Genomic DNA, 22,941 nt, shown 5'->3' with positions numbered 1-22,941 from the left:
GTCACATGGTGGATTTCACCGTCGGGGTCGCGATGACGCCGCTCGATCAGTTGAGCGGTATCGCGCGCACCGCCGAGGAGTGCGGGTTCTCGTCGATCGCCCTTCCCGACTCACTGTTCTTCATGGAGAAGCAGACCGTCGACTATCCGTACACCCCGGACGGGTCTCGGATGTGGACAGCGGACACGCCGTGGGTGGATCCGCTGATCGCCGCCGCCGCGATGGGCGCGGCGACCTCGACCATCCGGTTCTATACCCAGGTGTTGAAGTTGGGGTCGCGCAACCCTGTACTGCTGGCTCGCCAAGTCGGCTCCGTCGCCAATCTGACGGGAGACCGGTTCGGTCTCGGAGTCGGCATCGGCTGGGCACCGGAAGAATTCGAGTGGTGCGGCGTCCCGTACGCCCGGCGCGGCAAGCGCGTCGACGAGATGATCGATGTGCTGAAGCTGATTCTCGGTGGGGGCATGGTCGAGCATCACGGGGAGTTCTTCGATTTCGACCGGCTCCAGATGAGTCCGGCTCCGACTACCCCGGTGCCGCTCTACGTCGGTGGACACACCGATGTCGCGCTGCGTCGGGCCGCACGGGTCGGTGACGGCTGGACGTCGGCCATGATCGGGTTCGACGACCTGGTGGCGGTCATCGACCGACTGCGGGTCCTGCGCGACGAATACGGGCGGGCCGACGTGCCGTTCGAGATCCAGGCTGTGTGCGTCGATCGGTTCGGTTCGTCCGGTTACGCCGAGCTCGCCGACGCGGGCGTCACCGACATCATCGTGGTGCCGTGGATCTTCGACGGCCACGGGTTCGACTCGCCCCTCGAGGCGAAACAGGAGTCGCTGCGGAAGTTCGCAGACAAGTACATCCACGGAAAGGATGCGGCATGAGCGAGGAACACCCCGCACGGGTGGCGGCGCGCGCGTCGCAAACGGCCGCCAGCGGCAAACGCAAGGACGAGTGGCTCGCAGTCTTCGCGGAGGACGCGTGCGTCGAAGACCCCGTGGGACCCTCGGGATTCGACCCGGAAGGCAAGGGGCACACGGGCCGCGATGCCATCGCCGCGTTCTACGACATGACGATCGCCAACACCGACAAGCTCGAATTCCTCATCGACGACGTGCTGGTGTGCGGTGACGAGTGCGTCAATATCGGCACCATTCGCACCACGATGGCCGGGAACATCATCGATGCCGAGGGGGCCTTCGTCTACCGGGTGAACGGCGACGGCAAGATCGTGTCCCTGCGGGCATTCTGGGAGATGGACCGAGCCATGAAGACGGTACGTCCGGCCCCGTAGGGCCGGTCCCTCGTAGAGTCGGGGGATGAGCACCGCCGGAATCGTTCTCGCAGCAGGGGACGGCTCGCGATTGGGTGGGCGCGCGAAAGCGCTCCTGCGCCACCGCGGCCGTCCCCTGCTGCATACCGTGACCACCGCGCTCGCCGACGGCGGGTGCGACGAGGTGATCGTGGTGCTCGGCGCCTACGCAGACGAGGTCGCCGCAGCGTGTCCGCCGGACGTCACCGTGGTGGTCAATCCGGAGTGGATCGCTGGGATGTCGACCTCGTTGCGCAGTGGCGTCGATGCTGCTGTCGGTCACGCCACGGTGGCGCTCACCGTCGTGGATTTTCCCGGCATCACCGCCGAACTGGTCCGGCACGTACTGGCCGAACACCACGGCGGAACGGTGACGGTGCCGGTGTTCGGCGACCGGCCCGGTCATCCGGTCGTGTTCGACCACGCCGACGCCATCGCTGCGGCCCAGCAGGCCACCGCAGACGAGGGCGCCCGCAGTTACCTTGCAGACCATCGGGACCGGGTGCGGCGTCTGGACTGCACCGCCCTCGCGGATGCGGCAGACGTCGACACGGTGGACGATCTGCGCCGGCTCGAGCCCTGAACACCCGACGGCCGCTGGACATTCCCGTCTCCGACCACCGCGCCCTGACCATCCCGCCAGGTGTCCCGAACGACGCTGACCCCCGCACCCGAAGGTGCGGGGGTCAGCGATACTGCCGTGCGTCAGTGCTTCACCGGGCATCCACCCGACGTCTTGTAGTCCACCTCGAAGTCCTTGATTCCGTTGAGCCACCCGGACCGCAGGCGACGCGGATCACCGATCTTCGTGATGTCGGGGATGTGGTCGGCGATCGCTCCGAAGATCAGATCGACCTCCATGCGTGCGAGGTTCGCGCCGAGGCAGTAGTGGGCGCCTGTGCCACCGAACGCGAGATGCGGGTTGGGGTCACGCAGAATATCGAACTCACGCGGCTTCTCGAAGACTTCTTCGTCGTTGTTGGCCGACGCGTACAGCATCACGACGCGGTCGCCCTTACGGATCGCCTGGCCGCCGAGTTCGGTGTCCTCGAGCGCGGTGCGCTGGAAGGACGTCACCGGCGTAGCCCAGCGAATGATCTCGTCGGCAGCGGTCTTCGGGCGGTCGCGCTTGAAGATCTCCCACTGCTCGGGATGGTCGAGGAAAGCCGCCATGCCGTGCGTGATCGCGTTGCGGGTGGTCTCGTTGCCGGCCACAGCAAGCACGATGAAGAAGAAGCCGAACTCCTCGGGAGCGAGTTCGTCGCCGTCGATGTCGGCCTCGATCAAGGCGGTGACGATGTCGTCCGCCGGGTTCGCCTTGCGGTCGGCCGCCATCTGGTAGGCGTAGCCGAGCACCTCCATCGACGCCGCCGCCGGGTCTGCGGTGTTGTCGGGATCGTCGTAGCCCGTCATCTGGTTGGACCATTCGAAGATCTTCGAGCGGTCCTCCTGCGGCACACCGATGAGGTCGGCGATGGCCTGGAGCGGCAGTTCCGCTGCGATCTGGGTGACGAAGTCGCCCTGGCCGGCCGTGCACGCATCCTGGACGATGGACTTCGCCCGGCGGTCGAGTTCGTCGCGCAGACCGTTGATGGCGCGCGGGGTGAAACCACGGGCGACGAGTTTGCGGAGCTTGGTGTGCTCGGGCGCGTCCTTGTTCAGCAGGACGTGACGCTGCAGTTCGATAGCCTCTCGGGGCATGTCGTCGCTGAACCGCGGAATCGCGGTGTTCTCCCAGTTGGAGAACACGTCGCTCCGGCGGGAGACCTCACGGACCTCCTCGTGCCGGGAAACCACCCAGAAACCGTCGTCGTGGAATCCCCCCTTGTCGGGCGACTTCTTGTTCCACCACACCGGTGCCGTCTTCCGGAGTTCGGCGAACTCTTCGAACGGCATGCGGTCTGCATACAAATCGGGATCGGTGAAGTCGATGCCTTCGGGGATGTTCGGCTGCGCCACTTATCTCTCCTGCCTGGCGAGTACCGCTCGCGTGATGTGTAACACGTTCTAAATCCATTCAAACACAGGCTCGGCTCGTGACCAAGAGAGCAGCACGTCCCGACCGATTCGCACGCTTGCCGCCACCGACGGAAACCTGTTCTACTTTGCAGAGGTCATTAGAGTGCAGTGAACTGCAGAGAAAGGAGCCCGCCGTGGGCACCCCAGTCATCGTCGAGGCCGTCCGCACCCCGATCGGAAAGCGGGGTGGATGGCTCGCGGGCCTGCACGCTGCAGAAATCCTCGGTGCCGCCCAGAGCGGGCTCGTCGAGCGCGCCGGGATCGATCCGACCCTCGTCGAACAGGTCATCGGCGGTTGCGTCACCCAGGCCGGCGCCCAATCCAACAACATCACGCGCACCGCATGGCTGAACGCCGGCCTGCCCTGGCAGGTGGGCGCCACGACCATCGACTGCCAGTGCGGCTCGGCGCAGCAGGCCAACCACCTCATCGCCGGTCTCATCGCCACCGGCGCCATCGATGCCGGGATCGCGTGCGGCATCGAGGCCATGAGCCAGGTCCCCCTCGGCGCCAATGTGGGCGACCAGGCCGGCCCGCGACGGCCCGAATCGTGGAACATCGACATGCCCAACCAGTTCGAGGCTGCCGAGCGCATCGCGCGGCGGCGCGGCATCACGCGCGAGGACGTCGATGCCCTCGGCCTCCGGTCGCAGGCACTCGCGAAGCAGGCCTGGGACGAAGGCCGTTTCGACCGTGAGGTGCTGCAGGTGGTCGCGCCGGTCGTCGACAAGCAGGGAAACCTCACCGGTGAGAAGCAGACCGTCACCCGCGACCAGGGCCTGCGCGATACGGCGCCCGAGACGCTGGCGAAGCTGAAGCCGGTGCTCGAGGGCGGGATCCACACCGCCGGCACGTCGTCGCAGATCTCCGACGGCGCAGCCGCCGTTCTTCTGATGGACGAGGACCGCGCGAAGGCCCTCGGTCTGAAGCCCCGTGCCCGTATCGTCGCGCAGGCACTGGTCGGTGCAGAACCCGAATTCCACCTCGACGGCCCCGTCCAGGCCACCACGAAGGTGCTCGAGAAGTCCGGCATGAGCATCGGCGATCTCGACCTGTTCGAGGTCAACGAGGCATTCGCGTCGGTCCTGCTGTCGTGGGCGAACGTGCACGGCCCCGACATGGACAAGGTCAACGTCAACGGTGGAGCCATCGCGCTCGGGCACCCGGTCGGGTCCACGGGTTCGCGTTTGCTGACCACCGCGCTGCACGAACTGGAACGGCGGGACGGCTCGACCGCGTTGATCACCATGTGCGCGGGTGGCGCGCTCGCCACCGGAACCGTCATCGAGCGGATCTGACGTGGGAACGGACGCCGCTCCCAAGGGACTGAACTCGAAGGCGACCATCCCGATCATGAAGTGGATGTCGCGCGTGAACGTCGCCGCCTACCGGGCCACCGGCGGTCGCGTCGGTGGTAAGTGGCGCGTCGGCAGTGCGTTCCCCTGGGGAATCCCGGTCTGTCTGGTCACCACGACCGGACGCAAGACAGGACAGCCTCGCACCGCTCCCCTGCTGTTCCTCGAGGACGGCGACAAGGTGGTGCTGGTCGCCTCGCAGGGCGGAATGGCCAAACACCCGTTGTGGTTCCGCAACATCCAGGCGAATCCGGAGGTCACCGTCCAGATCAAGTCGCGGGTGCGGAAGATGCACGCGCGGGTCGCGACGGACGCCGAGCGCGCGGAGTACTGGCCCCGGCTGGTCGCGATGTACCCGGATTTCGACAATTACCAGTCGTGGACGGACCGCGTCATCCCCGCGGTGGTCTGTGAGTAGGACGGCGACCCACGGAGACACCGGAATGCGGGAATACTGGCACCGGTAGTTACACGCTTTCGAGAAGGGATGTCGCGATGGCAACCACGAACCACGACCAAGTCCTCGACCGACGGGAGATCGCAGCGGCGCTGCTGCGTGCTCTGGAACAACGTCACGAGGTACTCGATGCCATCGTCGAGAGCGCCGACCGAGCGGAGGCGGTGACCGCAATCGCCGCACTGCTCGAGACGAGTGAGTTCTGCGCGGAGGCAGTGCTCAACCTCCCGTTCCGCCGCTTGACCAAGGCCGAGCGCAAGAAGATCCGGGAAGAACTCGAAGATCTCGACGCCGTACTGCACTGGACGACGGCAGCACGGCCTTACGCGACGGGCGCGCATTTCCGCGTGCGTCCGGTCTCGGACACCGCGACCGACCTGGAGTTGCTCGAGGCCAGGTGTGCCGACCAGCTGGGTGATGACAGCGCCGAACGCGTCGCCGCCGAGCAGGCGCGCGGGAACGCCTTGATGAAGGACGAATCCGGGATGTGGCTCGTCGCCGAAGATCTTTCCGGCGACGAGCCCACAGCGGTCGGGTTCGCGTTCGGTGAGCTCGTCGGCAACGACGTGGAAGTGCGCATCTGGGTTCGCCCCGAACTTCGCAAGCAGGGTTACGGCACAGCCGTTCTCAAGCAGGCACGCACCGAATTGGCGGCCTACTTCCCCGGTTCGACCCTGATCGTGCGCACACCGGCCTGATCTGGCGCCGCGCTGGGATGCGCGCTTCCGGTAGCCCCGCTACCGGAAGCGCGCATCTTTTCTGTCAGGCTCCGTATACCGGTGTCGGTGCCTCGGTGGACGCGAGGAGCTTGTCCACCACCGGTCCGAGTTCCTTGGGATCCCAGCGGTCGCCCTTGTCGACGACCTCACCGTGACGCCAGCCGTCCGCGATGGACACCTTTCCGCCCTCGACCTCGAATACGCGGCCGGTGACGTCCTTCGATTCGGTGCTGCCGAGCCACACGACGATCGGCGAGATGTTCTCTGCCGCCATCGCATCGAATCCTTCTTCCGGCGCGGCCATCATCTCGGCCATCGCGCCGCCGGCGCCGACCGTCATGCGGGTGCGCGCGGAGGGTGCGATGGCGTTGACGGTGACACCGTAACGACCGAACTCGGCCGCGGCCTGGATCGTGAGTGCGGCGATACCCGCCTTCGCAGCGGCGTAGTTGCCCTGGCCGATGCTGCCCATCAGGCCCGCGCCCGAACTCGTGTTGATGATGCGCGCGTCGACCGGGTTGCCGGCCTTGGACTCGGCGCGCCAGTACGACATGGCGTGACGCATGGGCGCGAAATGCCCCTTGAGGTGTACGCGGATCACCGCGTCCCACTCTTCCTCGCTCATGTTCGCGAGCATGCGGTCACGCAGGAAGCCGGCGTTGTTGACCAGTACGTCGAGCCGGCCGAAGTTCTCCAGCGCCGTCTTGACGAGATTCTCCGCACCGGCCCAGTCGGCCACGTCGTCACCGTTGACGACGGCCTCGCCACCGAGAGAACGGATTTCCTCGACGACCTGCTCCGCGGGTGATTCTCCGGTCGCGGCGCCGTCGATGCCGGCACCGATGTCGTTGACGACGACCTTCGCGCCTTCCGCGGCGAGGGCCAGCGCGTGGGCGCGACCGATTCCCCGGCCCGCGCCCGTCACGATCGCGACGCGTCCGTCCAGCAGTCCACTCACTTTGTCTCCTTCGTTCGGGCCGCTGCCATGTAGGCAGGGCGTTCGCCGCCGCCGTGGACGGTCAGTGTCGATCCGCTGACGTATGCCGCCAGCGGGGATGCCAGAAATGCTGCGCAGTGACCGATGTCGTCGGGAGTGGAGAGGCGACCGAGCGGCACCGTGGCGCCGACGGCGGCAACGCCCTCGTCGTCACCGTAGAACAGGTGCGACTGCTCCGTGTCGACCAGCCCGACGACCACCGAATTCACTCGCACCTTCGGTGCCCATTCCACCGCGAGGGATTGGCCGAGACTGTCGATTCCGGCTTTCGCGGCACCGTAGGCCGCGGTACCCGGTGACGGCCTGGACCCGCTCACGCTGGAGATGTTGACGATGGAGCCACCCTCGTCCTGGGTCTGCATCACCGCGTTCGCGGCCTGCGCGACGAGCAACGGCGCAAGCAGGTTGAGCTCGACGATCTTGGCGTGGAACTTCGGGCTCGCGTCTGCGGCGAGCGCGTAGGGCGAACCGCCGGCGTTGTTGACGAGAGTGTCGAGCCTGCCGTGCCTCGCGACGATCTCGTCGATCAACCGGCCCACCCGATCCGGGTCGCGCACGTCGCAGGCGAGAAACTCCGCGGTCCGGCCGTCCGCTTCCACGGGGTGCTCGCCCTCGTTGCGTGCGCACGTCACCACGGTCGCTCCGGCGCGGAGAAACGTTCGGGTGATGCCCGCACCGACGCCTCGGACGCCTCCGGTCACCAGCACGACCGTGCCGTCCAGTCCCAGATCCATTCGCTGCCTCCGCGTCCGTGTGGTCGCCCGGGGCGACCGAGGTCGATTCGTCCGGCCCACCGGCGGGCCGCCCGCCCAACTTACCAAGCAATCGCTTGGTTTGGTATCCGTCGGCGGGCTCGACCACCCCCGGCTCCTGCTCAGTGGGAATCGGGCGATACCGGCTCGGGACCGCACTTAGCGTGGCGTCCGAGTGGGGTGTGCCGAAGAGAAGGTGATTGGGGCCATGCAGACGGTCGAGCATGATTACGAGAAGTACGTCGGCCAGGTGGCCGAGCCGCCCCGGGTCGCCCGGTACGCGGTCGACGAGGCGATGATCCGCAACTGGGTCGAAGCCCACGACGACTTCAATCCGATCTATGTCGACGCCGACGCGGCCCGCGCCACAGGTCGCGACTCCGTGGTGTGCCCACCCGCGATGATCTCCACCTGGGTGATGGCGGGGTACCGCCGGTGGCGTGAAGTGCACCGCAAGCGTGCCGCAGGAATCGTGGAGGACTTCGCGTACTCGAGGATGCTTGCCGAACTCGACAGCGAGGGCCTCACGTCCGTCGTGGCCACGAACGTCGAACAGGAATACCACCGCGAACTCGTTCCCGGGGACCGCGTCACCGCCCACCTGACCATCGAATCCGTATCTCCCGTCAAGCGAACGGGTCTCGGCGACGGCCGCTTCTTCACGTTGTACAAGCGCTACGAGGACCAGCACGGCGAACTCGTCGCCGAGGAGCGTTTCCGGATGCTCCGGTTCAATCCGAACACCCCCAAGGAGGCGTGATGACCACCGTCCCCAGGCTCACCATCACTCAGGACAACGAGTTCTGGTTCAACGCGGTCCGCGAAGGCAGGCTCGAGATCCAGCGGTGCAGCGACTGCGAAACCCTCCGGCACCCGCCCGGCCCGGCATGCCCCGTGTGCCGGTCGTTCGAGTGGGACACCGTCGAATCATCGCGCCGTGGAACCCTTCACAGCTGGACCATCATTCATCACCCGCAGGACCCGGCGTTCGAATACCCCCTTGCCGTCGGACTGATCGACCTCGACGAAGGCATCCGCATCGTGGCCGACATCGCGGGCGTGGAACACGACAGCCTCGAACTCGGTATGGAACTCGAGGTGGGTTTCGCCGAACACGCTCACGGCGAGATCCTCCCGCAGCTGCGCAAGGTCGGAGGCGCGTCGTGAACCTCGCCGAATGCACTGTCGGGCAGGCACTTCCCGGACTCGAGCTGCCCCTCGACCGCTCCACCATCGCCGCGACCGCGATCGCATCGCAGGACTTCGAGGACGTGCACCACGATGCGGGGGCCGCGCACCGGCGCGGCACACCCGATGTCTTCATGAGCATCAATGCGACGAACGGTTTCGTCGACCGTTACATCACCGACTGGACCGGGCCGGGGGCGCGCATTCGCCGCGCCTCGCTGCGTCTGGGCGTCCCCGCCTTCCCGGGCGACCCGCTGCACATGAGCGGCGAGGTGGTCGCGGTCGAGGACCGCGCAGTCACCGTGAAGGTGCAGGGCCGCAACAGCAAGGGCGTCCACGTCACCGCGGAGGTCGTCGTGGAGCCGTACGAGAGGAATACTCCATGACCGTGCAGGGCTTTTCCGGGGCAGCCGCTATCGTCGGCATCGGAGCCACGGAGTTCTCGAAGAACTCCGGTCGCAGCGAGTGGCAACTCGCGTGCGAGGCCGTGGTGGCTGCGCTCGCAGACGCGCAGATCGGCGTCGAAGAAGTCGACGGCTTCGCGCTCTTCACCATGGAGACGAATCCCGAAATCGCCGTAGCCCGCGCGCTCGGCATCCCGGAACTGAAGTTCTTCAGCCGTATCCCCCACGGTGGTGGCGGTGCCTGCGCCCCCGTCCAGCAGGCCGCGATGGCCGTCGCGACCGGCGTCGCCGAGGTCGTCGTGGTCTACCGTGCGTTCAACGAGCGCTCGGGTCACCGCTTCGGATCCGGCCCGCCGCCGTTCGCCTACAACTCGAGTACCGACCAGGAATACCGCAACTGGATCAACCCGTACGGTCTGCTCACTCCTGCCCAGCAGGAGGCATTCCTGGCGCGCCGGTACATGCAGCGCTACGGCGCGACCAGCGCGGACTTCGGGCGTGTCTCGGTGCTGTCGCGCAAGCACGCCGCCACCAACCCGAAGGCATGGTTCTACGAGCGGCCCATCACCCTCGACGACCACCAGAATTCGAGAATGCTCGCCGACCCGCTGCGACTGCTGGACTGCTGCCAGGAGAGCGACGGCGGGCAGGCCCTGGTCATCGTGAGCGCCGAACGCGCACGCAATCTTCCGCATCCGCCGGCCCTCATCACCGGCGCCGCGCAGGGTGTCGGCCCGCAACAGATCTCGATGAGCAGTTACTACCGTGACGACATCGACGTGATGCCCGAGGTCGAACTGGTCGCCAAGCAGATGTGGGCACAGGCCGGTATCGGCCCGGACGACATCGACGCCGCGATCCTGTACGACGCGTTCACTCCCATGGTGCTGCTGCAACTGGAGGAGTACGGCTTCTGCGGTCGCGGCGAGGCCAAGGACTTCGTCGCCGAAGGCAACCTCGAGGTGGACGGCCGCCTGCCGGTCAACACCCACGGAGGACAGCTCGGCGAAGGCTACATCCACGGCGTCAACGGAATCGCCGAAGGCGTGCGGCTCATCCGCGGCACCTCGGTCAACCAGCCCACCAAGGTGCTGAACAACGTCCTCGTCACGGGTGGCTCGCCGGTTCCGCACAGCGCGATCGTGCTGTCGACCAATCGCTGAACCGCGCCGCTCCCACGCCATCCGACCACTTCTCAGGAGACCACATGCATCCCGAGCTGTCCGACAAGTCACGGCGGCTACGCACCGAACTGCGGGAGTACTTCGCCCGCATCATCAACGACGAGGATCGCAGGGCCTTGGTCGACCAGACCGAGGGCGGCCCGGTCTTCGACCGGATCTACCGGCAGATGGGCAGCGACGGCTGGCTCGGCCTCGGCTGGCCCGAGGAGTACGGCGGCCGCGGTGAGGATCCCGAGGCTCTGTATGTCTTCTACGACGAGACGATCCGGGCCGGCGCTCCGGTCTCGCTGGTCACGCTCAACACCGTCGCGCCGGCCCTGATGAAGTACGGGAGCCAGGAGCAGAAGGACTACTTCCTTCCCAGGATCCTCACCGGTGAGCTGAAATTCGCCATCGGGTACACCGAGCCCGGCGCCGGGACCGACCTCGCGGCGCTGCAGACACGTGCGCGCATCGACGGCGACGAACTCGTGATCAACGGCACCAAGCTCTTCACCAGCTCCGCGATCTTCGCGGACTGGATCTGGCTTGCCGTGCGTACCGATCCCGACGCACCGCGCCACAAGGGGATCTCGGTCGTATTGGTGCCCACGTCGTCCCCGGGATTCTCGGCCACCGAGATCAAGACCGTCGGCGGCATCAGCACCGCGGTCACGTACTACGAGGACATCCGGGTACCGATGAGCAATATCGTCGGCGGAGTGAACCAGGGATGGACGCTGATCACCAGTCAGCTCAACCACGAGCGGGTCGCCCTGGCTGCGCGCGGCGGTATCGCCAACGAGATGTACGACGAAGTACTCGCGTGGGCCAAGCAGGAGCCCGTCGGACCGGGTGTGCTGTTCGACGTCCCGTGGGTCCGCAAGACACTGGCGGAGGTCTACGCACTGCTGTCGGCCGCGGATCTCGTGAACCTGCGTTTGGTGTCGGATATCGCTGCAAACACCCTCGGTGGCGGCGATTCGGCGGCAGCGAAGATCTTCGGCACCGAAGGCGTCGTCACCGCGTACGGCATGTTGCAGGAAGTGCTCGGTGCCCGCGGTCTGCTGCGTCCGGGCAGCCACGGTGCGGTCGTTGAAGGCCGCGTCGAGTCGCTCGCTCGTCGCGCGCAGAACAACACCTTCGGTGGCGGCACCAACGAGGTCCTGCGCGAGATCGTGGCGGCCAAGACACTCGGTATGACCCTGGGCGCCCGGCGGCGGCCCGAAGCGAAAGCACCGGAGCCGGCGGTGGCATCAGCAACCACTGCCGCGACGCCTTCAGAGACGAGGAGCTGACATGGAATTCGAGCTCGATGACGACCTGATCGCCGTCGAGGACCTTGCCTCGCAGGTCTTCGGTGCGCTGGCAGCGGTCGAACGCGTCGTGGCGGTGGAACGGACCGAGGGTGGCTTCGACGCCACCCTGTGGAAGGCACTCGCCGACTCCGGGCTGCTGGGCCTCGCCCTCCCCGAATCCGCCGGAGGCGCGGGAATGGGCATGCTCGGCTTGACGACGATCCTGCAGCAGCAGGGCCGCCGCGTCGCACCGGTGCCGGTGTGGTCCGTCGTCGCCGGCGCTGCTCTCCCCCTCGCTCAGTTCGGCACACCCGAACAGATCGAGCGTTACGTCCCCGGAATCGTCGACGGGTCGATCGTTCTCACCGGCGCATTCGACGGCAACCCGGGCGAGAACGCAGTGCTGACCGCGATCCGCAAGGGCGAGGATCTGGTGATCAGCGGCGAGATCCCGTCCGTCCCGTGGGCGCCCGGCGCAGCCGGAGTGGTGGTCCCCGTCCTGTGCGACGACGAGTCCGTCGCCGTCGTCGTGGCATCCGCCGACGCGGCCGGCGTGACGGTCACGCCCGTGGCCGTGACCGGACAAGCTGCCGACGCGGCCATTGGCTTCGACGACGTCGTCATCGCGGCCGCGGACGTGCTTCCCGGTGACGGCACAGAGATCGCCGAGTGGACACGGCGGCGGATCCGTCTCGCCATCGCGGCGCTCCAACTCGGCGTGTGTGAGGAATCGCTGCGCATGACCGCGGCCTACACCTCCGAGCGCATGCAGTTCGGGCGGCCGTTGTCGACGAACCAGGCCGTCGCGGTGCGCGCAGCGGACGCCTACATCGACACCGAAGCCATTCGCCTGACGATGCGCCGCGCCGCGTGGCTCATCGACACGGGGCGCGAAGACGAGGCGGACGCCGCAGTGCTCGTCGCAAAGTGGTGGGCGGCGCGCGGCGGCATTCGTGTCGGCCTGACGGCTCAGCATCTGCACGGCGGAATCGGTGCCGACATCGACTACCCCATCCACCGCTACTTCCTGTGGGGCCGCCAGCTGTCCTTCACGCTCGGTGGCGCGGATGCCAGCGCCGCCGCACTCGGCGACATCCTCGATCGCGCGCCGTCGATCGGCGCCGCCGGATAGACCTGCCCGGTCACGTCGCATCTCAGCACGCCGAAGCCCCGCCCACCGCATCCGCGGCCGGCGGGGCTTCGGCGTTGTCACACCGGTCCGGGTGCCGTATCCGCCATGTGGACGAGAAGCAGATCGCAGGCGCGCCGGATGTCGGTCTCCGTCTCCTCGATCGACACTCTGCCGTTCAAGAGCACCAGGATCAGGCCGAACCACACCATCGACAGCAGGCGCACCGCGTCGCGATCTCTGTCCGTGGGGTGTTCGATGCCGCCCTGTGCGAGCACGATGCCCTGGAAGACGCGCTCCACCTCGACCGAATCCGGCACCACCGATGCGGAGGCGGTGCTGTTGGACACGAGCATGGCGGACGCGAGGCGGGGCCGCGCGACGATCGCGCGGGTCATGACGACGAGCGCGTCACAGATCGCCTGAGGTGGGGCCACGCCCGACGGTGGATCGGGCAGTCGTTCCCTCGCGCGTTCGAGTTGGCTCAGGAGCAACGCCACGAAGAGGTGCGTCTTCGACGGGAAATATCGGTACAGCGTGCCGATCGCGACCCCGGCGTCCTTCGCGACCTCCGCCATCTGCACCCGGGCGAGTTCGTGTTCGGCCCCGAGACGGGCCGCAGCGGTGAGAATCCGCACCTGACGTTCGCGTTGCACGTCCGATGTCGGTTCGGCGCCCTCCCGCGCCTTGGCAATCCTCGGCATCGCCGGCCCCCTTCCTGCAATTCGACGTGCAGATTGTCCCATCGTGCCCGCATCCACCCGGGCGAGGGAGCCGGGTCGCCGGAATCCACAGTTCGTCTCGCTCAGTAGGACGGCGCCGACGGCGCAGACATCGGAGCCACGATCTCGCGCGAACGTCCGCTGAGCGAGAATCCGTTCAGGCGTGGCGCAGGTCACCCATACTCTCGGATTCGTGGACGTCGCCGAACCCAGGCGACCCGGGATCGAATCGGAGTGAGGCACATGCAGATTCAGTCGCTGACCCAGGAACGTGCGTTCGACGGTGACGTACCCACTCCCGACGAGATGCGCAAGGCGATGGGACGTTTCGCTTCGGGTGTCACCGTGGTGACCGGACTCGACGACGACGGCCCCGTCGGTTTCGCCTGCCAGTCGTTCGCATCCGTCTCGCTCGAACCGCCGCTGGTGCTGTTCTGCGCGGATCACCGGGGCCGGGCCTGGCCACGCATCCGTCGTGCCGGCCGGTTCACCGTCAACGTGCTGGGCGCCGAGCAGACGGACCTGTGCGGACGGTTCGGTTCGAGCCGGGGGCTCAAGTTCGACGGTCTCGACTGGGAACTGTCCCGATGGGGCACGCCCACCTTGCCGGGCGTGCTCATGCGGGTCCACGCCGAGATCCACGACGTGCACGTCGCCGGTGATCACGACATCGTCGTCGGCCGCGTGACCGAACTCGAATGCCCGGCAGAAGACCGTCCGATGGTCTTCTACCGTGGCGCGTTCGGCCTCGACGGCTGACCGACCCGGGGATTACCCGGTGGTGGCGGCGCTGATCCCGGCCCGACGCCCGAAGAAGCTCCCGTCACCGAGCGAGATCCCGCTGCAATATCCTCCGGCAGACAACCCGGAGGTGCAGCGGCCCGCCGCGTACAGGCCCGGAATCGGATCGCCGTCGACGTGCAGGACCTCCGACTCCACCGATGTCCGGAGACCGCCGAGCGTGAAACCACCGGTCATGCCGCGCAAGTCGATCGCTGCGATCGGCGACCCGATCGGCTTGACCCATTCGGCCTTCTTCCCGAGCACAGGATCGGTGCCGGCGGCGGCGTGCCGGTTGTACAACTCCACGGTGGCGGTCAGAGCCCCTTCGGGCAGACCCATCTCCGCTTCGAGTTCGGCGACGCTCTCGCACACCCAGGTCGGCTGCCTGCGAAGCTGCGGGCTCGAACTCGGCGCTGCCATCCCCTCCTCGTACGCTGCCTCGTCGAGAACGAGAAACGCCTGGTTGTCGTTCTGGTACATCGTGAGCTGACCGACGCGACCCGGATAGGTGTCCTCGGGGACGTACCGCTGCCCTCGCCCGTTGACGAGGATGCCGCGGGCCATCAGTTGGGGGTCGCAGAAGAAGGCGACCTCGCACGCGTCCATGTGCGCCAGTCCCGCACCGAGCGCCTGCGCCATGAGGATGGCGCGGCCGTCGTGTTCCTCGACGGTCGCGGCGGGCCGCTTGTAGAGACGCGGTGCGTAGGCCTGCATCATCTCGTCGTTGTAGGCGAACGAGCCGGTCGCGAGCACCACACCGCCGTGCGCGCGGACGGTGATCTCCTGTCCGAAACGGGTCGCGGCGACACCGACGACACGTCCGGTGCCGTCGACGACCAGGCGCTGCACCCGGATATCGGACTCCACGCGGACACCGAGGTCGTTCGCCTTTCCGATCAGCGTGGTCATCAGGACGTGCCCGGCTCCCTGCTCGCCGGTGCGCGGCATCGGGACCTGGGCGAGATGCCCGCGCGGTGCCGGCGGCACGAGCGTGTGGAACGGTGCGGCGTTCTCTCCCCCGCTGTACATCAGAGAGTCGTCGACGGGGCACTCCCAGCCGGGCTGCGACCAGAAACTCTCCTTGTACCGGACCCCGCACGCTTCGAGCCACTCGAAATGCTGCACGCTGCCGTCGCAGTAGACATCCAGCTTGTCCTCGTCGACGCCCGGTCCCAGCGCCTCGGCGAGAAAGGTCTTCATGTTCTCGGGGGTGTCGTCGAATCCGCACGCCTTCTGCACACGGGTGCCGCCACCGAGGTACACGATGCCCCCGGACAACGCGGCCGCTCCACCGCCGCCGCCGGTGCGCTCGAGCACCAGCACGTCGGCACCGCTCTCTGCAGCACCGATGGCTGCGGACACCCCGGCGATGCCGTATCCCGCAATCACGACGTCGGCCTCGAAATCCCAGGTGCCGACGGTCTCGGAGGATATCGGGCGAATCGGTGAACTACTCATGGGCACAGCCCCTTCCGCATCACAGCACAGTGGTCTCCTGCGGACCGTAAGCGGACCCGGACGGGTAGGCCCCGAGTATCCCGCTGGCCGGGAGCACGCCCACGCACAACGCCGCACATGCGCTTGCGTAGGTGCGACACACACCACAACCGAGAGGACAACTCCCGTGCAGGACAACACCAGTGAATTCGACGTCATCGTCGTCGGATCGGGCGGCGGAGCGCTGGCAGGCGCATATTCCGCCGCTGCGGCCGGTCTGCGCACCGTCGTTCTGGAGAAGACCGGGCTGTTCGGCGGCACCTCGTCGTACTCCGGCGGGGCGATGTGGCTGCCCGGCACCACAGTCCAGGAACGCGCGGGCCTCGGTGACTCCACCGACGCGGCACGTACCTATCTCACGGCCGTACTGGGCGACGCGGAGAAGGACCGTCAGGAAGCGTTCCTGACCACTGCCCCGGTCCTCGTCGACTTCCTCGAGCGCGACCCGCACCTCGAATTCGAGTGGCGCCCCTTCCCCGACTACTACCCCGCACCGGGGCGTGTGGACGTGGGACGCGCGATCAATGCCCTGGACCTGCCGAGCGCCCAGGTCGGCGCTCTCCGTGAGCGCATCCGCCCCGAACCGGGCCTCGATCGCAACGGTGAACCGCACCCCGACGAAACCCTCATCGCGGGACGCGCCCTGATCGGACGGCTGCTCCTCGCCCTGCAGGGCACCGGCAACGCGGACCTGCGTACCGGCACCGCCGTGCGGTCGCTGATCATCGAGAACGACCGGGTCGTGGGCGTGGAAGCACTCACCGAAGGCGGGGAGACGGTGCGATTCCGCGCGACCCGCGGCGTGCTGCTCGCCGCCGGCGGGATCGAGGGCAACCAGGACATGCGCAGCGAGCACGGGACTCCCGGCGCCGCAGCGTGGAGCATGGGGCCGCGCGGTGCCAACACCGGCGATCTGCACGTCGCGGCTGCCGACGCAGGTGCCGCGATCGCGTTGACGGACGAGGCCTGGTGGTGCCCCGGCGTCGAGATGCCGGACGGATCCGGCGCATTCATGGTGTGCGTGCGCGGCGGCGTCCTCGTCGACGCGGACGGCAAGCGCTACCTCAACGAAATGCAGCCGTACGACCGGTTCGGGCGGGCGATGCTCGCACACGGCGTGTCGCGGTCGGTGCCGTCGTACCTGATCTTCGATTCGCGTGAAGGTGGTCCGGTGCTGCCGGCCATGTCGATTCCCGAGGCGAGCGCGGACGATCATTTCGCCGCCGGAACATGGGTGCGCGCCGACAGCATCGAAGAACTCGCCGCACAACTCGGCATGGACGCGGACGCGCTGCGATCGACCGTCGACCGCTTCAACGGCTCGGCGGTCACCGGAGTCGACGAGGACTTCGCGCGCGGTGAGGACCCGTACGACGTGTTCTTCTGCCCGCCGAGCGAGAACCCCAACCGCGCTCTCACGGCCCTGACCGAAGCACCGTTCTACGCGGCGCGGATCGTTCTCAGCGATCTCGGCACGAAGGGCGGGGTGCGCACCGATACCGATGCGCGGGTGCTCCGTGAGGACGGTTCGGCGATCGCCGGGTTGTATGCGGCCGGCAATACCGCCGCGTCACTCAGCGGCCGCTTCTATCCCGCACCCGGAACTCCGCTGGGAACAGCGATGGTGTTCGCCTATCGCGCGGCCCAGCACATGGCGCAGGCGGACTCGGTGCTCCCCGGCGCTGCCGTGACCGAGAGCTAGACGAGGTTGTCTTCGACGGGCAGCCCGAAGGCGTCCTTCCCGTAGAGGGCGAAGGCGCGTTCCGGCTCGTTCGCGACGTGCATGCTCCCGGCATGCGCGTCGCGCCACGCCCGTTCGATGACGTTCCCGAGAAACAGGGACGTTCCACCGGCGGTCTTGAACAGCAGATCGATTGCTTCGACGGCCCGTTCGGTGGCTCGTACCTGATCGCGCCTGGTTCGTAGCCGCAGGGAAAACGGGATCTCGTCCCCCGCCTTGGCGAGTCGCCACAGCTCCCGGATGTTCCGTTCGAGTTGCAGTATCGCAGCGTCGATTTCCGACGACGCGCGTCCCACCGCGACCTGCGCGAACGGGTCGTCGGCGAACCGTCCGCCACCGAGGCTCAACCGCACCCGTTCCCGCATCGCCGCCAGGTACTCGTCGTAGCAACCCTCGACCACGCCGACGACAGGCACGGCGACGGTGGTCGCGAAGAGCGACGCGAACGGAAGCCGGTACAGGGGACCGCTATTGACTTTCTGACCGGGTCCGCGAAGGTTCGCGGTGTCGAAGTTGCGCACGACCCGGTACGAAGGAACGAACACGTCGTCGACGGTGATTTCGTTACTGCTCGTTCCCCGCATGCCGACGACGTTCCACACGTCGCGAATCGAATAGTCGTCACGCGGAACGAGTGCGGTGACGAAATCCAGCGGCCTGCCGTCCGCGCCGACGACCATCCCGCCCAGCAGTGCCCACGACGCGTACTCGCATCCGGACGAGAACATCCACGTCCCCGACAACCGGTATCCGTCGCCGACCTGACGGAGCCTGCCGACCGGCGCATACGCGGACGACACGAGCGTCGACTCGTCGCGGCCCCAGACGTCGTGCTGTGCGCGGTCGTCGAACAGTGCGAGATGCCAGGGGTGCACACCGACGACCGATGCAATCCATCCCGTCGACCCGCATGCCGCCGACAGCGCCCGCACCACCTCGTAGAACCGCATGGGGTCGGTTTCGTCCCCGCCGTAACGCCGCGGCTGCAGCATCCGGAAGACGCCGGCGGCAACCAGTTCCGCGATCGTCTCGTCGGGGATCCTGCGCGACTCGTCGATGTGCGCGGCCCGGGCCGCCAATCCGGGTGCAAGTTCCCGTACCGCGTCGAGCACGTGGCAAGACGTCATCGAGTGCGCTCCTGTCCCACTACCCCGTCAGTGCGACGGCGGAGTGAACGCCGCGAGGGGTTCGGACGCCGACCAGTCGTGTCCCCAGTAACTGTCTGCGGTGATTTCCTCTGCCGTGTAGAAGGCCTCGTCCACGAGCATGCCTTCGGTGCCGAATTCGATGTCCCAGCCGCCCGGTGCCCGCACATAGAACGAGACCATCTTGTCGTTGGTGTGCCGGCCGAGCGTCGATGAGATCGAGAAGCCCAGCTTGCCGATCCGGTCGAGTGCCTGACCCACCGCGTCGAGAGTGTCCACCTCGAGCATGAGATGCACCAGACCCGGGTCGCCGAGCGGCGGCGCGGGGCACAACGCCAGGCTGTGGTGCCGCCGGTTGACGCCGAGGAAACGCACGCGCCGGACGGGAGGCGGCGAGGACAGACCACCGAGGCGGGTCGCACCCCGGGGAAGGAAACCCAGTACCTCGGTGTAGAACTCGTACGATTCGGCGAACACCGCGGAGGGAAGCACCACGTGTCCGAGGCCCTCCGGCCCGGTGTGGAACGTGCCGCCGAACGGGGTCACGAGCGGGCTGTGGTCGAGCACGGGGCCGAAGAACACCTCGGTACGGGTGCCACCCGGATCGTCGAAGGCGATGACCTGTTCGGCGTCGCGGTAGCCGGACTCCTCCTCCGTCAGCACGTCGACTGCGATACCGGCTTTCTCGACCGCCTCCCGCACCCGCCGCAGCGCGAATTCGTCCCGCACCTCCCAGCCCACCGCCAGCGCTCGATCGGTGTCGCCCGGAAGCACGATCAGGCGTGAGCGCCGCTCGTCGATTCGCAGGTAGAGCCCGTCGCTCTCCGGTCCGGTACCCACGGCCATCCCCAGCCCGTCGACGACGAGTTCGCGCCAGCGAGCCACGTCGCGGGTCTGAATCCTGACATAGCCGAGTCCACGGATATCCGTCATGTCCGTCCTTCCTTGCCTGGGGTGGAACTAGATCATCGAGCGCATCATGCCCTGCGGTTCCTCACCGAGTTGGGTGAGCGTCGCCGCGTGGAAGATCGATCCGGGCACGTGGATGGCGTGGCTCAGACCGGCGTGGGCGTCGCGCCAGAAACGCTGGAGCGGGTTGCTCAACTGCAGGGCGCCGCCGCCCGCGCGGCCGAAGATCTCGTCGACAGCGGCCACCGCGCGCCACGCGGCAGCGGTCTGCGTCCGCCTGCCGACAGCACGCATCTCGAAGGTGACCTCCTTGCCCCGCTCGGTGAGATCCCAGAACCGGTCGACGGTCTCGAGGACGGCGGCACGCGAGGCGGCGATCTCCGCGGCCGCGTTGCCGAGCGCGGACAGCACGTACGGATCCTGCTTGATCGCGGTTCCGGAGACGGTGACCCGTTCACGCTGCGTCTCGATGTAGCAGTTGAGGGCACCCTCGGCGATACCGATGAGCGACGAGGTGATGCCCAGCGGGAAGATGCACGAGAAGGGGAACTTGTAGAGCGTCTCCTCGCGTCCGGCGTCCTGCCACGCCACGCCGCCCATCACTCGTTCCGCCGCCAGCGTGCGGTACGCCGGGAGAAAGGCGTTCTCGACGATGAGGTCCTTGGAGCCGGTGCCACGCAGCCCGACGACGTTCCAGCTCTCGTGGTCGATCCGGTAGTCGGATCTCGGCACCAGCACGTGCAGGCTCTTCGGCGGAGACACCCGCTTTCCGTCCTTGTCGCCGACTGCCGCACCGATCATCACCCAATCGCAGTGATCGGTGCCCGACGAGAACGACCAGCGGCCGTTGAGGATGTATCCGCCGTCGACGGGAGTCGCCACGCCCATCGGCGCGTAGGGCGAGGCAATCCAGGTGTCGGGGTTCTCGCCCCACACTTCCTGCTGCGCCTTCGGGTCGAAGAACGCCATCTCCCAAGGATGTACACCCACGATGCCGCTGACCCACCCCGTCGCGCCGTCCATCGCGCCGATAGCCATCGCCGTCTCCGCGAACTCCCGCGGGTGGGCCTCCAGGCCGCCGAATTCCTTGGGCTGCAACATCCGGATGACGCCCGCGTCGCGGAGCCGTCCGGCACTGCGGTCGGTCAGACGCATGAGCGTGTCACCCTCGGCGCCGTCCGCTCGGATTTCGTCTGCAAACTCTGCGAGGGAGTCGAGGACCTGTCCCATGATGTCTCCAGCTTTCTGATGGCGACGCCCGGTCACCGTGCGAACGTGCTGCCGGCGGCGTCGGAATTCCGGTGGTGGCTACGGTCTCAGGAGATCGCAGCCGTGCTCCGGAAATGTTCCACTGAGCGGGATCGACCGGGCCCGAAGGCGTTCAGGCGGTCACGACGCCGTCGCGTCGTCCCGCTTCAGGAACGCCAGGACGGTCGCGAGCCAGGCGTCGCGCGCCTCGATCATCGTCCAGTGCCCACAGTTGGGGAACACATGCAGTTCGCCGCGGCGCAGGTCCCGCATCGGGAGCATCGCCATGTCGACCGGGCTGACCCGGTCGTCACGGCCCCAGGTGAGCAGGGTCGGTGCGGTGATCCGGCCGAGCTGCGCCCAGTAGGGGGTGGCGTCGGAGGCGAGGGCTGCCCGCCCGGCCGCGGCGAATGCCGCGCTGCTGTACATGCGACGCGCGATTTCCAGGGTCTTGGGCTCGGTGGCCAGTGCCCACCGCTCCTCGATCAGCTGTTCGGTGATGATCGCCGGGTCGTACACCATGGAATGCAGCCAGCGGACGAGCTTTTCGCGCGTCGGATCGTCCGTGAACTCCATCAGAAGCTTGATGCCCTCGCCCGGCGACGGCGCGAAGACCGAACGCCCTGCGCCGCCGATGGTGACGAGCTTGCTCACCCGGTCGGGCTGTGCGATCGCGAACTGGGTAGCGACGATGCCGCCCATCGAGTTACCGATGATCGCTGTCCGATCGAGCCCCAGTCCGTCGAGGAAATCGGCGACCGCTACCGACGCCATCGCCATCGGGTGACCCTCGCAGGGGTCACTGACTCCGAATCCGGGAAACTCCAGGACGAGGCACCGAAAGTGCTCGGAAAGGTCGGCAAGCACGCCGCGATAGTTGCGCCATCCGGTGACTCCGGGGCCGGATCCGTGCAGAAGAACGAGTGGCTCTCCGGCACCTGCCTCGTGGTAGCGGAGGGTGCCCCGGTCGGTCTGGAGCGCCCTGGCAGTCTCGTCGTAATTCAATTCGGTCGTCATATCCGAGACGTTCCCAGTGACGGCCCTCACGCCGCGCGCGACCTCCCGGTCACCGGGACGTGCCGGGCGGTCATCGGTCGTGGCGGGTTATATCCACTCTCCCGATTGGGTGGCGAGCAGTCGCTCCATGGCGTGCGAGGACCACGACTCCGCGGGGACCCGCGTCGTGCGGGTGCCCCGCCGAGGAACACTCAGTTCGGGATACAACGCGCGCGAGACGTCGCGGGCCGCCGCCGCGACGAGCGGCGCAGTCCGTTCGAGAAGACCCGCGCGGGTGGGACCGCACAGGGAGATCGAGGCGATGGGCCCCTCGGGTCCGCGGATCGCGGCACCGACACATGCCATCCCGACCGCGGACTCACCGGTTTCGAATGCCAGACCGCGCCGGCTGCGGATGCGGTTGAGTTCGAGATGCAGCGTCGACAGATCGTGGATGGTGCGGTCGGTACGACGGGCGAGCCGCTCGTCGTACAGGTCGTCGACCTGCTCGGGTTCGAGGCCTGCGAGCAATGCTTTCCCGCACGCGCTGGCGTAGGCGGGCACCCGGCCGCCGACACGGGACGGCAGTGCCGCGGCGAGCTGACCGCCGATCTTGTCGAGATAGACGCAGTCACCGCCGTCGAGCACCGCGAGGTGCGCGACCATACCCGTGGTCATGTGAAGTTCGTAGAGCAGCGGTGCAGCGGCTTCCCGGATCCGGATGTGGCCGTTGTCGCCTTCGGTCATGGCCTTCGCCCGCCGGCCCAGGCAGTAACCGAACGACGCGTGGTCGATCCAGTCGAGCCGAACCATCTGGTCGAGGATGCGGTGAACGGTCGAGCGTGGGAGTCGCGTGCGGCACGCGACCTCTTCGAGGGTGAGACGAGACGAGCGATCGTCGAAGGCGTCGAGGATCAGGGTCATGCGTTCCACCATCGACGCGGGAAGCTCCCGCTTCGCGGTCTCGGCCGGTTTCGCGTAGTCGGACTCTGACATCGGCACCCTTTCGTTCACCTGCACAGAACCCACAGAACGAAACAACTGAAATTCATTCTTGTGGTCTGCACCAAGACTACTACGCAAGGTGACGAAGTACACATACCA

Annotated in this window: 24 protein-coding genes; 14 read left to right on the top strand and 10 right to left on the bottom strand. The window is 67.3% G+C overall.

Annotated elements, in window-relative coordinates; genetic code table 11:
* The first annotated feature begins 8 nt into the window (after nucleotides 1-8).
* From ACFWU2_RS03710 to ACFWU2_RS03700, 3 genes are read left to right on the top strand one after another with little or no spacing between them, the layout of a single operon-like run.
* Nucleotides 9-887 (top strand): TIGR03619 family F420-dependent LLM class oxidoreductase, encoded by an 879-nt coding sequence (locus tag ACFWU2_RS03710; RefSeq protein ID WP_378602282.1) that lies wholly within the window; start codon nucleotides 9-11, stop codon nucleotides 885-887.
* Nucleotides 884-1,297 carry a nuclear transport factor 2 family protein gene (locus tag ACFWU2_RS03705; protein ID WP_378600957.1) on the top strand — a complete coding sequence of 138 codons (414 nt, stop codon included), beginning with the start codon at nucleotides 884-886 and terminating at the stop codon, nucleotides 1,295-1,297. The genes ACFWU2_RS03710 and ACFWU2_RS03705 overlap by 4 nt, the downstream gene beginning before the upstream one ends.
* Nucleotides 1,298-1,322: 25 nt before the next feature.
* Nucleotides 1,323-1,898 (top strand): NTP transferase domain-containing protein, encoded by a 576-nt coding sequence (locus ACFWU2_RS03700; protein WP_378600954.1) that lies wholly within the window; start codon nucleotides 1,323-1,325, stop codon nucleotides 1,896-1,898.
* Nucleotides 1,899-2,020: 122 nt separating this feature from the next.
* Here the strand turns inward: ACFWU2_RS03700 and ACFWU2_RS03695 are convergent, their stop codons facing one another.
* Complete coding sequence (locus ACFWU2_RS03695) at nucleotides 2,021-3,274, bottom strand: cytochrome P450 (protein ID WP_378600951.1); 1,254 nt, start codon at nucleotides 3,272-3,274, stop codon at nucleotides 2,021-2,023.
* 194 nt (nucleotides 3,275-3,468) lie between these two features.
* Between ACFWU2_RS03695 and ACFWU2_RS03690 the strand changes: the two genes are divergently transcribed.
* From ACFWU2_RS03690 to ACFWU2_RS03680, 3 genes are all read left to right on the top strand, one after another.
* Nucleotides 3,469-4,632, top strand: coding sequence for a steroid 3-ketoacyl-CoA thiolase (locus ACFWU2_RS03690; RefSeq protein ID WP_378600948.1), 1,164 nt, complete (start codon nucleotides 3,469-3,471; stop codon nucleotides 4,630-4,632).
* 1 nt (nucleotide 4,633) lies between these two features.
* Nucleotides 4,634-5,107, top strand: coding sequence for a nitroreductase family deazaflavin-dependent oxidoreductase (locus tag ACFWU2_RS03685; protein ID WP_378600945.1), 474 nt, complete (start codon nucleotides 4,634-4,636; stop codon nucleotides 5,105-5,107).
* Between the two features lie 77 nt (nucleotides 5,108-5,184).
* Complete coding sequence (locus ACFWU2_RS03680; RefSeq protein ID WP_378600942.1) at nucleotides 5,185-5,844, top strand: GNAT family N-acetyltransferase; 660 nt, start codon at nucleotides 5,185-5,187, stop codon at nucleotides 5,842-5,844.
* A 64-nt stretch (nucleotides 5,845-5,908) separates the two neighbouring features.
* Here the strand turns inward: ACFWU2_RS03680 and ACFWU2_RS03675 are convergent, their stop codons facing one another.
* Both ACFWU2_RS03675 and ACFWU2_RS03670 read right to left on the bottom strand, forming a co-directional pair.
* Complete coding sequence (locus ACFWU2_RS03675; protein ID WP_378600939.1) at nucleotides 5,909-6,823, bottom strand: SDR family oxidoreductase; 915 nt, start codon at nucleotides 6,821-6,823, stop codon at nucleotides 5,909-5,911.
* A complete protein-coding gene (locus ACFWU2_RS03670) occupies nucleotides 6,820-7,596 on the bottom strand; it encodes an SDR family oxidoreductase (protein ID WP_378600936.1) in 777 nt (258 codons plus the stop codon). Before ACFWU2_RS03670 ends, ACFWU2_RS03675 begins: the two co-directional genes overlap by 4 nt.
* Before the next feature lie 226 nt (nucleotides 7,597-7,822).
* Here ACFWU2_RS03670 and ACFWU2_RS03665 point away from each other — a divergent pair, with 226 nt between their 5' ends.
* The 6 genes from ACFWU2_RS03665 to ACFWU2_RS03640 are packed head-to-tail and all read left to right on the top strand — an operon-like array spanning nucleotide 7,823 to nucleotide 12,799.
* Nucleotides 7,823-8,374 carry a MaoC family dehydratase gene (locus tag ACFWU2_RS03665; RefSeq protein ID WP_378600933.1) on the top strand — a complete coding sequence of 184 codons (552 nt, stop codon included), beginning with the start codon at nucleotides 7,823-7,825 and terminating at the stop codon, nucleotides 8,372-8,374.
* Nucleotides 8,374-8,781, top strand: a complete 408-nt coding sequence (locus ACFWU2_RS03660; RefSeq protein ID WP_378600930.1) for a Zn-ribbon domain-containing OB-fold protein — start codon at nucleotides 8,374-8,376, stop codon at nucleotides 8,779-8,781. The genes ACFWU2_RS03665 and ACFWU2_RS03660 overlap by 1 nt, the downstream gene beginning before the upstream one ends.
* Nucleotides 8,778-9,188: an acyl dehydratase gene (locus tag ACFWU2_RS03655; protein ID WP_378600927.1), complete on the top strand. Its 411-nt coding sequence runs from the start codon at nucleotides 8,778-8,780 to the stop codon at nucleotides 9,186-9,188. Before ACFWU2_RS03660 ends, ACFWU2_RS03655 begins: the two co-directional genes overlap by 4 nt.
* On the top strand, nucleotides 9,185-10,369 hold the full coding sequence (locus tag ACFWU2_RS03650; protein ID WP_378600924.1) for a lipid-transfer protein: 1,185 nt from the start codon (nucleotides 9,185-9,187) through the stop codon (nucleotides 10,367-10,369). The genes ACFWU2_RS03655 and ACFWU2_RS03650 overlap by 4 nt, the downstream gene beginning before the upstream one ends.
* 44 nt (nucleotides 10,370-10,413) lie before the next feature.
* Nucleotides 10,414-11,667: an acyl-CoA dehydrogenase family protein gene (locus ACFWU2_RS03645; RefSeq protein ID WP_378600922.1), complete on the top strand. Its 1,254-nt coding sequence runs from the start codon at nucleotides 10,414-10,416 to the stop codon at nucleotides 11,665-11,667.
* A 1-nt stretch (nucleotide 11,668) separates the two neighbouring features.
* Nucleotides 11,669-12,799 carry an acyl-CoA dehydrogenase family protein gene (locus ACFWU2_RS03640; RefSeq protein ID WP_378600919.1) on the top strand — a complete coding sequence of 377 codons (1,131 nt, stop codon included), beginning with the start codon at nucleotides 11,669-11,671 and terminating at the stop codon, nucleotides 12,797-12,799.
* A 77-nt stretch (nucleotides 12,800-12,876) separates the two neighbouring features.
* Here ACFWU2_RS03640 and ACFWU2_RS03635 read toward each other — a convergent pair whose 3' ends face one another.
* The gene (locus ACFWU2_RS03635) at nucleotides 12,877-13,500 is read right to left on the bottom strand and encodes a TetR family transcriptional regulator (protein ID WP_378600916.1); all 624 of its coding nucleotides are present in this window, start codon (nucleotides 13,498-13,500) and stop codon (nucleotides 12,877-12,879) included.
* A gap of 261 nt (nucleotides 13,501-13,761) precedes the next feature.
* Between ACFWU2_RS03635 and ACFWU2_RS03630 the strand changes: the two genes are divergently transcribed.
* Nucleotides 13,762-14,277, top strand: a complete 516-nt coding sequence (locus ACFWU2_RS03630) for a flavin reductase family protein (RefSeq protein ID WP_378600913.1) — start codon at nucleotides 13,762-13,764, stop codon at nucleotides 14,275-14,277.
* A gap of 12 nt (nucleotides 14,278-14,289) precedes the next feature.
* Here ACFWU2_RS03630 and ACFWU2_RS03625 read toward each other — a convergent pair whose 3' ends face one another.
* The gene (locus ACFWU2_RS03625; RefSeq protein ID WP_378600910.1) at nucleotides 14,290-15,759 is read right to left on the bottom strand and encodes an FAD-dependent oxidoreductase; all 1,470 of its coding nucleotides are present in this window, start codon (nucleotides 15,757-15,759) and stop codon (nucleotides 14,290-14,292) included.
* A gap of 166 nt (nucleotides 15,760-15,925) precedes the next feature.
* On the opposite strand from ACFWU2_RS03625, the gene ACFWU2_RS03620 reads away from it, so the two are divergent.
* Complete coding sequence (locus tag ACFWU2_RS03620; RefSeq protein ID WP_378600907.1) at nucleotides 15,926-17,500, top strand: FAD-dependent oxidoreductase; 1,575 nt, start codon at nucleotides 15,926-15,928, stop codon at nucleotides 17,498-17,500.
* On the opposite strand, the gene hsaA is transcribed toward ACFWU2_RS03620, so the two are convergent.
* The 5 genes from hsaA to ACFWU2_RS03595 form a co-directional block, all read right to left on the bottom strand.
* Nucleotides 17,497-18,666, bottom strand: a complete 1,170-nt coding sequence (gene hsaA / locus ACFWU2_RS03615; RefSeq protein ID WP_378600904.1) for a 3-hydroxy-9,10-secoandrosta-1,3,5(10)-triene-9,17-dione monooxygenase oxygenase subunit — start codon at nucleotides 18,664-18,666, stop codon at nucleotides 17,497-17,499. The genes ACFWU2_RS03620 and hsaA overlap by 4 nt on opposite strands.
* Nucleotides 18,667-18,693: 27 nt before the next feature.
* Nucleotides 18,694-19,617, bottom strand: a complete 924-nt coding sequence (locus ACFWU2_RS03610; RefSeq protein ID WP_378600901.1) for a VOC family protein — start codon at nucleotides 19,615-19,617, stop codon at nucleotides 18,694-18,696.
* Between the two features lie 27 nt (nucleotides 19,618-19,644).
* Nucleotides 19,645-20,823: an acyl-CoA dehydrogenase family protein gene (locus tag ACFWU2_RS03605; protein WP_169623110.1), complete on the bottom strand. Its 1,179-nt coding sequence runs from the start codon at nucleotides 20,821-20,823 to the stop codon at nucleotides 19,645-19,647.
* Between the two features lie 159 nt (nucleotides 20,824-20,982).
* Nucleotides 20,983-21,858, bottom strand: a complete 876-nt coding sequence (locus ACFWU2_RS03600; protein WP_378600889.1) for an alpha/beta fold hydrolase — start codon at nucleotides 21,856-21,858, stop codon at nucleotides 20,983-20,985.
* Nucleotides 21,859-21,945: 87 nt separating this feature from the next.
* Nucleotides 21,946-22,833, bottom strand: coding sequence for an IclR family transcriptional regulator (locus ACFWU2_RS03595; protein WP_378600886.1), 888 nt, complete (start codon nucleotides 22,831-22,833; stop codon nucleotides 21,946-21,948).
* Nucleotides 22,834-22,941: the final 108 nt, after the last annotated feature.

This window comes from Rhodococcus sp. NPDC058639, assembly GCF_042717545.1.
Lineage (GTDB): Bacteria > Actinomycetota > Actinomycetes > Mycobacteriales > Mycobacteriaceae > Rhodococcus.
The sequence above is the reverse complement of the archived record's forward strand: the minus strand, read 5'-3'. Positions and strand labels throughout refer to the sequence as shown.

Bases quoted from the DNA above. Each gene is read 5' to 3' on its own strand.
- ACFWU2_RS03705 (WP_378600957.1), top strand. From the start codon at position 884: ATGAGCGAGGAACACCCCGCACGGGTGGCGGCGCGCGCGTCGCAAACG.
- ACFWU2_RS03700 (WP_378600954.1), top strand. From the start codon at position 1,323: ATGAGCACCGCCGGAATCGTTCTCGCAGCAGGGGACGGCTCGCGATTG.
- ACFWU2_RS03680 (WP_378600942.1), top strand. From the start codon at position 5,185: ATGGCAACCACGAACCACGACCAAGTCCTCGACCGACGGGAGATCGCA.
- ACFWU2_RS03670 (WP_378600936.1), bottom strand. From the start codon at position 7,596: ATGGATCTGGGACTGGACGGCACGGTCGTGCTGGTGACCGGAGGCGTC.
- ACFWU2_RS03665 (WP_378600933.1), top strand. From the start codon at position 7,823: ATGCAGACGGTCGAGCATGATTACGAGAAGTACGTCGGCCAGGTGGCC.
- ACFWU2_RS03660 (WP_378600930.1), top strand. From the start codon at position 8,374: ATGACCACCGTCCCCAGGCTCACCATCACTCAGGACAACGAGTTCTGG.
- ACFWU2_RS03650 (WP_378600924.1), top strand. From the start codon at position 9,185: ATGACCGTGCAGGGCTTTTCCGGGGCAGCCGCTATCGTCGGCATCGGA.
- ACFWU2_RS03645 (WP_378600922.1), top strand. From the start codon at position 10,414: ATGCATCCCGAGCTGTCCGACAAGTCACGGCGGCTACGCACCGAACTG.
- ACFWU2_RS03640 (WP_378600919.1), top strand. From the start codon at position 11,669: ATGGAATTCGAGCTCGATGACGACCTGATCGCCGTCGAGGACCTTGCC.
- ACFWU2_RS03635 (WP_378600916.1), bottom strand. From the start codon at position 13,500: ATGCCGAGGATTGCCAAGGCGCGGGAGGGCGCCGAACCGACATCGGAC.
- ACFWU2_RS03630 (WP_378600913.1), top strand. From the start codon at position 13,762: ATGCAGATTCAGTCGCTGACCCAGGAACGTGCGTTCGACGGTGACGTA.
- ACFWU2_RS03625 (WP_378600910.1), bottom strand. From the start codon at position 15,759: ATGAGTAGTTCACCGATTCGCCCGATATCCTCCGAGACCGTCGGCACC.
- hsaA (WP_378600904.1), bottom strand. From the start codon at position 18,666: ATGACGTCTTGCCACGTGCTCGACGCGGTACGGGAACTTGCACCCGGA.
- ACFWU2_RS03610 (WP_378600901.1), bottom strand. From the start codon at position 19,617: ATGACGGATATCCGTGGACTCGGCTATGTCAGGATTCAGACCCGCGAC.
- ACFWU2_RS03605 (WP_169623110.1), bottom strand. From the start codon at position 20,823: ATGGGACAGGTCCTCGACTCCCTCGCAGAGTTTGCAGACGAAATCCGA.
- ACFWU2_RS03600 (WP_378600889.1), bottom strand. From the start codon at position 21,858: ATGACGACCGAATTGAATTACGACGAGACTGCCAGGGCGCTCCAGACC.
- ACFWU2_RS03595 (WP_378600886.1), bottom strand. From the start codon at position 22,833: ATGTCAGAGTCCGACTACGCGAAACCGGCCGAGACCGCGAAGCGGGAG.